The 14,032-nt window shown below is 35.6% G+C and carries 7 protein-coding genes; all 7 read left to right on the top strand.

All coding sequences use genetic code 11. From position 1 onward, the window contains the following. The first annotated feature begins 120 nt into the window (after nucleotides 1-120). The 7 genes from OD917_RS05500 (at nucleotide 121) to OD917_RS05470 (ending at nucleotide 14,013) form a co-directional block, all read left to right on the top strand. The gene (locus tag OD917_RS05500; protein ID WP_263522551.1) at nucleotides 121-2,859 is read left to right on the top strand and encodes a substrate-binding domain-containing protein; all 2,739 of its coding nucleotides are present in this window, start codon (nucleotides 121-123) and stop codon (nucleotides 2,857-2,859) included. A gap of 230 nt (nucleotides 2,860-3,089) precedes the next feature. Continuing rightward, nucleotides 3,090-4,448, top strand: coding sequence for a sugar porter family MFS transporter (locus tag OD917_RS05495; protein ID WP_263522550.1), 1,359 nt, complete (start codon nucleotides 3,090-3,092; stop codon nucleotides 4,446-4,448). After that, complete coding sequence (locus tag OD917_RS05490; RefSeq protein WP_263522549.1) at nucleotides 4,411-6,027, top strand: glycoside hydrolase family 32 protein; 1,617 nt, start codon at nucleotides 4,411-4,413, stop codon at nucleotides 6,025-6,027. Before OD917_RS05495 ends, OD917_RS05490 begins: the two co-directional genes overlap by 38 nt. A 179-nt stretch (nucleotides 6,028-6,206) precedes the next feature. Further along, the gene (locus tag OD917_RS05485) at nucleotides 6,207-9,311 is read left to right on the top strand and encodes a SusC/RagA family TonB-linked outer membrane protein (protein ID WP_263522548.1); all 3,105 of its coding nucleotides are present in this window, start codon (nucleotides 6,207-6,209) and stop codon (nucleotides 9,309-9,311) included. Between the two features lie 15 nt (nucleotides 9,312-9,326). Continuing rightward, complete coding sequence (locus OD917_RS05480) at nucleotides 9,327-11,018, top strand: RagB/SusD family nutrient uptake outer membrane protein (protein ID WP_263522547.1); 1,692 nt, start codon at nucleotides 9,327-9,329, stop codon at nucleotides 11,016-11,018. 19 nt (nucleotides 11,019-11,037) lie between these two features. Further along, nucleotides 11,038-12,435 (top strand): DUF4960 domain-containing protein, encoded by a 1,398-nt coding sequence (locus OD917_RS05475; RefSeq protein ID WP_263522546.1) that lies wholly within the window; start codon nucleotides 11,038-11,040, stop codon nucleotides 12,433-12,435. Between the two features lie 21 nt (nucleotides 12,436-12,456). Further along, nucleotides 12,457-14,013 carry a glycoside hydrolase family 32 protein gene (locus OD917_RS05470; protein WP_263522545.1) on the top strand — a complete coding sequence of 519 codons (1,557 nt, stop codon included), beginning with the start codon at nucleotides 12,457-12,459 and terminating at the stop codon, nucleotides 14,011-14,013. Nucleotides 14,014-14,032 lie beyond the last annotated feature (19 nt).

The following is a 14,032-nucleotide window of genomic DNA, read 5'->3' as shown; positions in this document are numbered from 1 at the left end:
AGTCGTATACGTCCTTCTTACTTGTCATAACAAAATAATCCTTCCTAATTATTTTGGCAAGCTACTGGTTTAAGAAGTTATTTTCGAAACTCACTTTCATTTATCTAAACCTATAATTTCATGTATAAAACTGTAAAACATATTTTGCTGCTTTTTTTAGCATCATTAATTTTAGTTTCCTGTAAGCAACAGCAGGGAAACAAAATTAAAGTTGGTTTTTCTCAGGCTATGACTACAGACGATTGGCGCAAACAAATGAACAGTTCTATAAAAATAGAAGCTTCGTTGCGGCCAGAAGTTGATTTGACAATTAAAGACGCCAACAATAATGTCGATAAACAAATTGAAGATATCGAACGTTTTATTTCTAATAAAGTTGATGTTATTATTGTATCGCCAATTCAGTCAAAACCTTTAACGGCAGTTGTAGAAAAATCTATAAAAGCTGGAATTCCTGTTCTTGTTGTAGATCGAAAAATTGAAGGAGAAAGTTATACGGCTTATCTGGGCGCAGATAATATCGAAATTGGACGAATCGCTGGACGCTACATTATCTCTCACAGCAAGGGCTCTGGCAATATTATAGAAATTACCGGTGCCAGCGGCTCTTCTCCGGCTTATGAAAGAACACTTGGTTTTAATCAGATTATTAACGAAAATAAGCGTTTTAAGATTGTAAACACCATTCAGGGCGACTGGGAAAAAGAATCGGTTAAAGCGCCTTTGAAGGCCATTCTTCTGCAAAATCCAAATGTTGAATATATTTTCGCTCATAACGACAGAATGGCTTTAAGCGCCTGGGAAACTGCTAAAACCCTGGGACTTGAAAAGAAGATAAAGTTTATTGGTGTGGATGCCTTAAACTCCGTAAATGGTGGTATTGAGTTGGTAAAAAGTGGCGTTCTTGATGGAACAATTTTATATCCAACCGGAGGAAACGAAGCTTTAAAACTGGCATTAAAAATGTACAACAAAGAATCGATTTCAAGAAACAATATCTTAAATACGATTGTTATTGATAAAAACAATGCTGAGATTATCGAAAACCAAATGGATAAAGTCGATCAGCAGCAGTTGGTAATCGAGTCACAGCAAGGTGCTATTAAAGTTCAGGAAAGAGAATATGCTTCGCAGAATAATTTGGTAAGATTGCTTAGCTTTTTTCTTGTAATTATTTTGAGCTTAACGATTTACAGCATTTATTCTACAATTTCGATTTCAAAAAAGAAAAAACAATTAGAAAGAATCAATCAAACGGTAATTGACCAAAACAATGAAATTCAGGAAATGGCTCAGATTGCAGTTAAAAGCAACGAAGCAAAACTGAATTTCTTTACCGGACTTTCGCATGAATTTAAAACGCCAATTACTCTAATAATGAGTTACGTGGAGTCTTTAATCGAAAATGAGAAAATTAAAGGAACCGCATTGATAGATGAAGTAAAACTGATTCACAAAAACTCAAACAGATTGCTTCGTTTGATCAATCAATTATTGGATTTCAGGAAAATTGAAGAGCAAAAATTTACGCTGAGAGCTTCGAATACAAAAATTTACGATTTTACAAATGAAGTCATGGCAAACTTTAAAGGTGAAGCCACCCGAAGAAATATTGATTTTCAGTTAAGCTGTAAAAACAAAAATCTGGAATTGTTTATTGATCGCGGTTTAATGGATAAAGTCTATTTCAATTTATTGTCAAATGCTTTTAAATTTACGCCAGACAATGGTAAAATTAGTATTTCAATTGTCGAAAATCAGGATAATACGGTAAAGATACATTTTAAAGATTCCGGAATTGGAATTCCTGACGATGAGCTTTCAAAAGTTTTTGATCCATTTTTCAGGGCTTCAAATAATAATAAAAATAGTTCAGGAATTGGGCTTCATCTCTCAAAAGAGTTTGTGCTTTTGCATCAGGGAACGATTGAACTGAAATCAAAACAAGGCAGCGAATTTGTGATTACTTTATTAAAAGGAAACAGTCATTTGCAGCCTGGTGAAATTATCCAGAAAGTAGAAAGCCTAACCAGTATTCCGAATTTAATTACCGATAATTTAAACATAGAACCTGATTTAAAAGAGTCAAATACTATTTCGGATGCTGAAAAACATTCGCTTTTAATCATAGAAGACAATGTTGATTTGGTTAATTTTCTAAAAGCAAAACTGTCCAATGAATATGTAGTTTACAATTCTGATGGAAGCGATGCGATTGAAAAAGCGTTGGAAATTATTCCAGATATTATTATTTGTGATATTAATTTAGTCGAAAAAGATGGTTATGAAATTAGCAAAGAACTAAAGAAAGACCTTCGTTCCTCTCATATTCCAATTATAATTCTAACGGCGCAAAGTAATAAAGAATCTGTTTTAAAAGGGCTTCAGAGTGGAGTAGACCAGTATTTGACAAAACCTTTTAGTCTTTCGATTCTAAAACAATCTCTATCGAGTTTGCTTTTCAACAGAGAAAAACTGCGTTATTATTACACCAATAATATTTACAGAGTTGAACCTGAATCTAAGTTTGGAAATCAGGAACAGTCATTTATTACCAAAATGAATGATATTATTAAAAAGAATGTCGAGAATCCAAAGTTTTCAGTTGAAGATTTGGCGGATAAATTGGGCGTTTCGAGAGTTCAGCTGTATAGAAAAGTGAAAGCAATTATCGGAATTAATATTAGCGATCATATTAATAATGTCAAATTAGAGAAAGCAGCAGAGCTTTTGAAGTCAAATGAAATGAATATTTCTGAAATTGCGTACTCGTTAGGTTTCTCTTCTCCAAACTATTTTTCTACAGCTTTTAAGAATAAATTTGGAATTTCTCCTAAAGAATATAAAACGTCCAGCTAATTTGTCTTTAAAATTGTTTCTTTTAAAGTATCAATTTTGAAGGTTATGTAACAAAATCGAAACTACAAGGTTTTCGTAAAAGTTTTTTAATTTGCGTAAAACCTTGTAAATAAAGGTTTTTGGTTTAAAGTGCTAAACTATCAATATTTATAGAAATAAATTGTAACATCATTAAAAATAAGTTGTTTTTTTTGCAGATATCTTAGCAACAAGTTTTTAATACATGTACAATGAATAAGATATTGATTTGGTCTGTTACTGCTGCACTGGCAGGTTTTCTTTTCGGTTTTGATACCGTAGTTATTTCTGGAGCTGATAAACAATTACAGCTTCTGTGGCACTCGTCAGATGCCTTTCATGGTTCAGTTGTTATGGCAATGGCATTATGGGGAACTGTAATTGGTGCAATCTTTGGAGGAATCCCTACTAATAAAATAGGACGTAAAAAAACGTTGTTCTGGATTGGGATTTTATATTTCGCTTCGGCAATTGGTGCCGCTTTTGCAAACGATCCGTTTGTTTTTGCTGCCTTCAGATTTGTTGGTGGTTTAGGAGTTGGTGCTTCTACTATTGCTGCTCCGGCTTATGTGTCAGAAATTGCTCCGGCAGACAAAAGAGGAAGATTGGTTGCTTTGTATCAGTTTAATATTGTATTAGGTATTTTAATTGCTTTTATCTCTAATTACTTTTTAAAAGATATTGGAGAAAATGCCTGGAGATGGATGATTGGGATTCAGGCAATTCCTTCTCTGATTTACATTCTTTTTATTTTGACAATTCCGGAAAGTCCAAGATGGCTTTTGTCTAAAAACCGTGACGAAGAAGCTCGTAAAGTTTTATATACTATTGATCCGTCAGCAAATATTTCAGACTTGATGGACGATTCCCGTGAAAACGGTGTTACCAAACACGAAAACATTTTCATGAAGAAATACCGTTTTCCTTTAATTCTCGCTTTTTTAATTGCCTTTTTCAATCAGTTTTCTGGAATTAATGCCTTTCTTTATTATGCGCCAAGAATTTTTGAAGAAGCCGGCTTAGGACAAAATACAGCGTTGTTAAGCAGTATCGGAATTGGAGTTACAAATCTTATTTTCACCTTAATTGGTGTGGCATTAATTGACAAATTAGGAAGAAAGTTGTTAATGTACATTGGTTCTGTTGGATATATAATTTCACTCGGATTAGTATCGGCTTCTTTCTATTACAATTGGGGAGGTTTATCGGTTCCTATTTTTCTTTTCCTTTTTATTGCTTCGCATGCAATAGGTCAGGGCGCGGTCATTTGGGTTTTTATTTCAGAAATATTCCCAAATCATATTCGTGCATCCGGACAGGCATTTGGAAGTTCAGTACATTGGGTTTTGGCAGCGATTATTCCGTCTTTAATACCGATGTTATTTTCAGAAATCGGACCAGAAGTTGTATTCCTTATTTTTACATTGATGATGGTGCTGCAACTGTTGTTTGTAATTTTTCTGATGCCGGAAACAAAAGGAATTTCTTTAGAAGCTTTAAGCGAAACACTAACTAAAAAAAATAGCCACAAAAATGAAATCAAAGAAACATCTGCCGTTAGCTCTTTATAGTGCTGCCTTACTGTCGATAGTAGGATTAAAACCGTCTTCTGCAACTGCGCAAACTTCTGCCGTAACTATATCGAACACCGCGGAAGAACAAATGTATCGACCAAATTTTCATTTTACGCCAAAAAAAGGCTGGATGAACGATCCTAACGGAATGTTCTTCGCCAATGGGTATTATCATTTGTTTTACCAGCATTATCCTGATGGAAATACATGGGGACCAATGCATTGGGGACATGCGATTTCTAAAGATTTAATTAAATGGGAAGAACTGCCTATTGCGCTTTACCCAGATAAAGACAAATATATTTTTTCAGGAAGTGCTGTTGTCGACACACACAATACATCTGGTTTAGGAACTGGAAAAACCGCACCAATTGTTGCCATTTATACTTTGCATGACATGACGAAGGAGAAAGTAGGCAAAATTGATGTCGAACAGCAGGATATTGCTTTTTCTAATGATAATGGTTTTACATGGCAGAAATTTGAGGAAGGAAATCCTGTCGTGAAAAACCCTGGAATTAGAGATTTTAGAGATCCAAAAGTATCTTGGGATGAAACGCACAAACAATGGATTATGGCTTTGGCAGCGCAGGATCGAATTCATTTTTACAAATCATCGAATTTGAAAAACTGGGAATTTGCATCTGAATTTGGAAAAAATATTGGTGCTCACGGCGGTGTTTGGGAATGTCCTGATTTCTTCGAAATAAAAGTTGAAGGTACCAAAGAAAAAAAATGGATTTTAATTGTAAACCTTAATCCGGGCGGACCAAACGGAGGTTCTGGAGTTCAATATTTTGTTGGAGATTTTGATGGCAAAACTTTTACAATGGACACTACTTTTGCTGAAAGGGTAAATAATGAAAAAGCAGTCTGGGCAGATTATGGAAAAGATAATTATGCAGGAGTGACCTGGAATAATGTTCCAACTTCAGACGGAAGACGCTTATTTATCGGATGGATGTCAAACTGGGAATATGCGCAACAGGTTCCAACAACGACATGGAGAAGCAGTACAACTATTCCGCGCGAATTGAAATTGGTTAAAAAACAAAACCATTATAATTTGGTTAGCACACCGGTAAAAGAAATCAATAATTACGTTTCTAAAACCATTAAAACAAAAAGCAAAACTGGAAAAGGAACTTTGAATTTAATTGAAAATGGAAAAGCTGATTTAACGCAGACAGTTGTTAGTTTAGATCTAAAAAACTTAAAACAGGAAGATTACACTTTTACACTTTCAAATACAAATGGAGAATCTTTAAGTTTCGGTTTAAACAACAAAGAAAATTATTTGTTTGTTGATCGTTCAAAAGCTGGTAAAGTTGATTTTTCAGATAAGTTTGCGTTACCACTAAGTAAAGCATTTTTGGAAGGAAGCCAAAAAAGCGCCGCTTTTAAAATTATTTTGGATAAAACTTCAATCGAAATCTTTTATAACAATGGCGAAAAAGTGATGACGGAAATCTTTTTTCTAAACAAACCATTTTCAGCTCTTTCTATTTCTTCACAAGAGAAAATAGAGGTAAACAATTTTAAAATTCAAGAATTAAATTTTTTTAAAAGTTATTAAAAAAGAATAGCAAAACACTTTTTCTTTAGTGAAGAAATAACTGTGAAGGCTTGAAAAAACTCGAAAGATTTTTCTTTCTGACTTTCTATGCCTTGTTCTGAAAATTATCGGATGCTTATCGCAAGCGAAATACTAACTACATAAATAACCAATTAAATATAAACCAAAACCATTAATTTATGAAAAGTAAGATTATTTATTTTCTATTTTTCTTCTTTCCGATGCTGATGATGACGGCGCAGGAGAACGGAATTAAAGGAACGGTAATTTCGTCTGATGACGGAATGCCGCTTCCTGGAGCGACAGTAATTATTTCAGGAACAAATACCAGTTCGGTAACTGATTTTGACGGGAATTTTTCCTTCCCAAATGTTGCTTCAGATGCTGTAATTGTAGTTTCTTTTATAGGATATGCCCCGCAATCGATTTCTGTTAAAGGGCAAAAAACAATCAATATAACACTAAAAGTAGACAACAATCAATTGAATGAAGTTGTTGTAACAGGATATTCAAAACAAAAGAAAACGGATATTACGGGAGCGGTTGCCGTTGTAAACATGAAGGAAGTCATGAAACAGCCAGAGCCAAACCCGATCAAAGCTTTACAAGGAAGAATTGCAGGAGTAAAAGTATCGTCTGATGGTTCGCCAAGTGGAGGAAATACAAAAGTGGTGATTCGTGGCGTGGGGACGCTGAACAATACAGATCCGCTTTATGTAATTGATGGAATGCCGACAAAATCCGGAATGCATGAATTAAACCCTAATGATATTGAAACCATTCAGGTTCTGAAAGATGCTTCTTCAGCCAGTATTTACGGTTCCCGAGCTTCAAACGGTGTTATTATCATTACAACCAAAAAAGGAAAAGAAGGTAAAATGAGAATCAATTTCAGCACCTATGCTTCCTTTTCTGATTATTCAAGAAAGTTAGATGTCCTAAATGCAAACCAATTTGGACAGGCACTTTGGCAGGCCAATATCAACGACGGTTTAAATCCGAATAATAATAATTTGCGCTATCAGTTTGACTGGTCGGTAAATAACAATAAACCGCAATTGAATAAAGTTTTGGTTCCGGAATATTTAGATACACAGCAAACCCTTAAGGCTTCAAATACAGATTGGTATAACGCAATTTCTCAAACCGGAATTGCTAATTCTTATGATTTGTCTGTTTCAAATGCTTCTGACAAAGGAAATTATGTTTTCTCTCTAGGTTATTATGGAAATGAAGGTGTTGTAAAAACAACTGATTTTGAAAGAATTTCTGCGAGAATGAACAGTTCTTATAAATATTTTGATGGCAAATTAGTTATCGGAGAAAACTTCAGTTTAAACCGTACCAGCGAAGTGACAGATCCAGGTGTTTTAGATCCTGCACTTAGAGCTTTACCAATTATTCCGGTGCATACTGTAGACGGAATAGGTTGGGGAGGCCCAGTTGGAGGAATGAACGACAGACAAAATCCAGTTCGTCTCTTAGAATATAATAAAGACAATAATTACGATTATTTGCGTCTTTTTGGTAACGCTTACGCGGATTTGGAAATCATTAAAAACCTGCACATCAAAACCAGTTTCGGAATGGATTATGGTTTTTATAAAAAACGCACGTTACAAAGAAGCTATAAATCAGGTTATTTGCAAAATGATCAAACGTCTGTTACAATCGATCAGTCGATCAGCGACAAATGGACCTGGACCAATACTGCAATATACAGCCTGAATTTTGGAAAAAGCAATCTGAATTTGATGGCGGGAACAGAGATGTACAAAGATACTTATGACACGAATACTTTACGTAAAAATGACTTTTTGATCGAAACGCCGGATTATATGTATCCGGATGCAGGAACGGGAGAATCTTTTACAAGCGGAACTTCGACAGTATATTCTTTGCTTTCTTATTTCGGAAAAGCAGATTACGAGTTTGACAATCGTTATTTGGTTTCGGCTACAATTCGTCGTGATGGTTCTTCTCGTTTTGGAAAAAACAATCAATTCGGGACATTTCCGGCAGTTTCTGCAGGATGGAGAATCAGCAATGAAAATTTCATTAAAAATAGTGCTCCTGTTTTTTCTGACTTAAAATTAAGAGCAGGTTGGGGACAAACCGGAAATCAGGAAATCAGTAATACGGCTGTTTATTCGCTTTATCTGGCAAGTTACGCGGGCGGAAGTCCAACTTGGGCAACTTCTTTTGGAACAGCTTACGATATTGCAGGAAACGGAAACGGATTGCTTCCTTCTGGTTTTATTGCAACGCAATCTGGGAATGATGATTTGAAATGGGAAACGACTACACAAACCAATATTGGTTTGGACTTTGGTTTATTCAAACAAAAATTAAGCGGATCGATAGACTATTATATCAAGAAAACAGATGATATTTTGGTATTGCCGCCTTATTTAGGAGTTATTGGCGAAGGAGGAAACCGTTGGGTAAACGGTGCTTCTATGGAAAACAAAGGTTGGGAGTTTTCTTTAGGCTATCATGACGAAACTTCATTTGGATTGAAATATGATATTTCCGGAAACATTTCGGCAAACAAAAATAGGATTACACAATTGCCGGATGAAGTAAAAAACAACTACGGAGGCGACGGATTGGATGATAATATTTTAGGACGTCCAATTAATTCGATGTACGGATATGTTACTGACGGATTGTTTACAAGTCAGGATCAAGTGGACAACTCTGCAATTCAGGAAGGAAAAGGACTTGGTAGAATTCGTTACAAAGACTTAAATGGCGACGGAACAATTACGGATAAAGACCGCACGTGGATCGGAAATCCAAATCCGGGATTGCTGTACGGAATTAATTTAAACTTGTCTTATAAAAACTTTGATTTCACCACTTTCTGGGAAGGTGCAAGCGACGTGGATGTTATCAATAATACTAAATATCAGACTGATTTCTGGAGCGTAGATGATGTGGGATCAAACAAAGGAACACGTCTGCTGAATGCATGGTCTTTAGACAATCCAAATTCAACTATTCCGGCTTTGACAACGGTTGACAGAAATGCAGAGTCTAGATTTTCAACTTATTACGTAGAAAATGGAAATTATCTTAAACTTAGAGTTTTGCAGTTTGGATATAGTTTTCCTAAAGAATTACTGAAGAAATTGAATATGGAAAGTTTTAGACTTTACATCAGCGGACAGAATTTGTTGATTATTGATGCTAAAAGCTTCACAGGAGTTGATCCGGAAAATGCTGGTTTTGGATATCCTCAGCCGACAACTTTTACTGCCGGTCTTAATTTTACTTTATAACAAAAGATTAAAAAAATGAAAAAAATATTATATATAGCAGGATTTTTAGCGATAGGTTTCTTCGCTTCCTGTTCTGATTTTTTAGAAAATGATCCGCGTGGCGTTTTGTCAGAAAAAGATATTGTAACGCCTGAGAATGTTGAAGGATTTATGAATGCTGCTTACGCTCAATTAGGAAATGATCATTACGATTCTCCGTATAGTTTATGGCCGTTTGGAAATGTTCGTTCTGATGATGCCTACAAAGGCGGAAGCGGTACAAATGATATCCAGGATTTTCACTTTTTTGAAGTTTCAAATAATATCCGTCCTGATTTTGGAGAGTTGGATAGTTTCTGGTACATCAGTTATGTGGGTGTTTCAAGAGCCAATAAAGCGTTGAAAGCTTTGGAAAAAATCTCAGAAGCAGATTATCCGTTGAAGAAAACACGAATGGCAGAAATGCGTTTTTTAAGAGGACATTTTTATTTTATGCTGAAAATCATGTTCAGAAATGTGCCTTATATTACCGAAGATGTTCCGGTAGAGGATTATAAAACGATTTCAAACAAAGCACTTTCAAACGAAGAACTTTGGACTAAAATCGCAGAAGATTTTCAGGCTGCAGCCGAAAATTTACCGGATGCACAACCAGAAGTTGGACGTGCTAATAAAAAAGCGGCTTATGCGTATTTGGCAAAAACTAGATTGTATCAGGCTTATACACAGGATGAAACATTTAAAGTTACAGGAATCAGTCAGCAGCATTTGCAGGAAGTAATTGCAGCAACGGATAAAGTTATTGGAAAAGCTTCTTTAGAACCTGACTTTGCCAACAACTTCTTACCGGGAACTTACGAAAACGGACCAGAATCTATTTTCTCGATTCAGTTTTCTGATAATGACGGAACTTTATACGGAAGATTAAATTTTTCAGATGTTCTTTCAACGCCACAAGGTTTAGGTTGTTGCGATTTTCATAAACCAAGTCAAAACTTGGTGAATGCTTTTAAAACAGGAGCAAATGGTCTGCCTGAGTTTGACACGTACAACAACGAAGATTTTGATTATAAAAATATAGATGCAAATACAGTTGATCCTAGATTGTATCATACCGTTGCAATGCCTGGCTTGCCTTACAAATATGATCCTGAATTTTTATATGTTGAAGCTTGGGTACGTTCTCCAGGAACGTATGGTTATTATGCTTCATTAAAAGAAAACGTTGCCCCAAATTGCAGCTGTGTTGTAAATATTGACCCGTTTTATGGAAATTCAAAAAACAGAATTCAGATTCGTTATGCTGATGTGATTTTGATGCGTGCCGAAGCTTTGATTGAATTAGGAAGACAATTTGAAGCTTTACCGTTAATTAATGAAATCAGAGAAAGAGCAGCGCAAAGTACGGGAAGACTGCCTTATGTTAGCAACTTCAAAATCAATACATATGTGGATGGAAGCAATTGTAACTGGACACAGGATTTTGCCCGTAAAGCGTTGCGTTGGGAACGTCGTTTAGAATTGGCAATGGAAGGAAGCCGATTCTTTGACCTTGTCCGTTGGGGAATTACAGATCAGGTGATGAATGATTTTTATGCAAAAGAAAAAACAAAACGTACTTATTATCAGGATGCTTTTTTTGATGCGCACAAAGAGGAGTATTGCCCAATTCCGTTGAAGCAAATTAATTTCAGTCAGGGATTGTACAAACAAAATCCAGGTTATTAATCTTTAAAGAATCAGCAATATGAAAAAAGCTTTAAATAAATATTGGACCAAAGTATCTATAATATTGGCAATGATTTTTATGATTACTGCCTGCGAAAATAGTTTTGAAACTGGCGGATTTGATGTGAGTTCGCCTTCAGATGTACTTTCCTTCAAACTAAACGGAGTTTTAGGAAGCATTGATCAGGCAACAGGAAAAATTAATGTTGTAATGCCTTACGGATCAGATATAACAGCTATAAAACCAGAAGTTGTTTTTGTAGAAGGGGCAACATCAAATCCCGAATTAAATTCGGCTATGAATTTTACAAATCCAGTAAAATTCAGAGTAGTTAATGGCAATTTATATAAAGATTATACGGTAACAACAACCGTTTTAAGTCCGATTAAGAGTTTTACAATTAATGGTGTTGCCGCGACTGTAAACGACATTAGCAAAACCATTAATATGACGCTTCCTGAAAATACTGATTTGACAGCGCTTAAACCCGTAATTGAAGTTACAACGGGTGTTACCATTTCACCAGCTTCGGGAGCAACCGTTGATTTTACAAATGCAGTAACTTTTATAATAACATCAAACGGGAAAAGCGTTAATTATACAGCAAATGTTGGAGTTCCAGTTGTAGGATTAACAGTTGCATTTTTAGGAACTGCGGCTACAAGATCAGCAATTACAAATATGGATGAAGTTACAGCTTCAAACTGGTTGTTTGATAATTTCCCAGGAGCTAAATATATTTCTTTTGAAAGTATACAAAACGGTGCCGATTTAAGTGATATCGACGTGATTTGGTGGCATTTTGATTCGGCTGCAAATTTACCTTCTGTGGCTTACAATCCTTCAGTTACCAATGTATTGAAAAATTTCAGAACAAATGGAGGGAATCTGTTGTTGACTTCTTTTGCTTCGCAATATGTCGATGCTTTAGGAATTGTTCCGTCAGGAAAAGGACCGAATAATGTTTTTGGTGATTTCCCTCCAAATGGATTTGTAGATGGAAATTCATGGGGGATGTCATTTGTTGGTCATGAAGGTCATCCAATCTTTCAGGGTTTAACCACTTTTGAAGCCGGAAAAGCCAATTTATTACAAAGCGGAACTTTCAGATTAAATCATACAGCGTGGTGGTTTTTACCGGAATGGGGAGGCTACAATAATGGAGAAGGTTGGAGAAACCAAACAGGAGGAACCAATCTGGCAAGTGAAGCTTGGGATAATGAACTGAACGGAAGAGTAACAATTGCAGAATTCCCGAACACGAGTACAAATAAAAATGTAATTGTTATTTCTATGGGAGCTTACGATTGGTACAATGAAACCAATAGCAGCGGAGTGCCAAGTCAGGCAAACGAGTTTATTACAAACATTAAACTGCTGACACAAAACAGTATCAATTATCTAGCGGCAAAATAATCCACCTTGAATTTAACTAAAATGAAATATAGAAATATAATCACAATCGCTTCGATTTTCTTTTCGCTGGCTTCATGCAGTCAGGATGAAACGTATATTGGAGGTTCGATTTCAGGAGGAAATTCTGAAATAACTAGTGTTTTTCCTGTTCCGCCCGCGCAATGGATGGGCGCAAACGATCCATATTACAGTGCGGGTTATACGGGAGATATTATGCCTTTTTTCGATAACGGAAAATTTCATATTTACTTTCTGCATGATGCGCAGAATAAACCTGCCGGAAAAGGGTTTCATGATATTCATGAATATCAAAGTACAGATTTGGCGCATTTTACTTATGAAGGTCAAACCATTCCATATGGTACAACGCTTGAACCTGATTTTGCTATTGGCACAGGATCAGTTGTCAAAGTGGGCAATCTTTATTATTTCTATTATACAGGGCACAATGAAAATCCTGCTTTTGTTCAGTCCAATGCCAGAGAAAGTGTGTTGTGCGCAACAAGCAGTGATTTGAAAAACTGGACAAAAGTTCCATCTTTTAAAATTACAGCTCCGGCGGGCTACTACAATTATGATTTCAGAGATCCGCATGTGTTTTATAATGATGAATTGAAAAAATATTCCATGTTAGTAAGTACACAGACAGAACCTGGAAGAAAAGCCGTTTTGCTGCATTTTACAAGCGCAGATCCTGCATCAGGAAAATGGGATGTTGAAGCTCCAATTTATACCACAACGCCTGAGGATAATTATCTGATGATGGAATGTGCGGATATTTTCAAAATGGGAAGCAATTGGTATTTAATTTTTTCTGAGAATTGGAGCGGAAACAAAGGAACGCATTACAGAATTTCATCATCAATAAATGGACCGTGGGTAAAACCCGAAAATGACCGAATTGATGGAGAATATTTTTATGCAGGAAAAACAGCTTCTGACGGAAATAAAAGATATGTTTTTGGATGGAATGCCAGAAAAACGCCTGAAAATGATTTAGGAAATAAAGATTGGGCGGGGAATATGGTCATTCATGAATTAACTCAGAATTCAGATGGAACTTTAGGAACGCAATCACCGAAATCGGTTAAGGATTTATTTTCGAAAAAGAATGCTATTGCAGAAGTAGATGCAATTACTTCTAATGCAACAGCTAACAATGGAACTTATTCTTTGTCTGGAGAAACAGAAAAAGCAATGGTAACTTTTAAAAGCATTGGAAAGAAAGTCAAAATAAAGGCAGAAGTTACATTAGCAAAAGCTAGCGGAACAACGGGATTTGTTTTTCATACCAATGATACAGGAAGTTACTATAAAGTGGTTTTGGATATTGCTAATAGTAAAATAAGCGGTTATAATTCGGCTTTACAGGAAGTAACGCGTTTGCCATTTGCATTTCAGACGAATGTAAAATATGATGTTGAAATAATTGCTGAAGGAAGTGTTGCCGTAGTTTACATAAACGGAAAAGCAGCGCTCACCAACCGCATTTACGGAAGAGACAAAAACAAATGGGGTTTAATTGCTGAAGGACAAACGAGCACAATCTCAAATCTTCAGATAACCCAGCCTGAATAAGAACAATAATAAAATATTT

The organism is Flavobacterium sp. SH_e (genome assembly GCF_025717045.1).
In the GTDB taxonomy this organism is placed as follows: domain Bacteria; phylum Bacteroidota; class Bacteroidia; order Flavobacteriales; family Flavobacteriaceae; genus Flavobacterium.
Note: the sequence above shows the minus strand (reverse complement) of the source record. Positions and strands in the feature narration are given on the sequence as shown.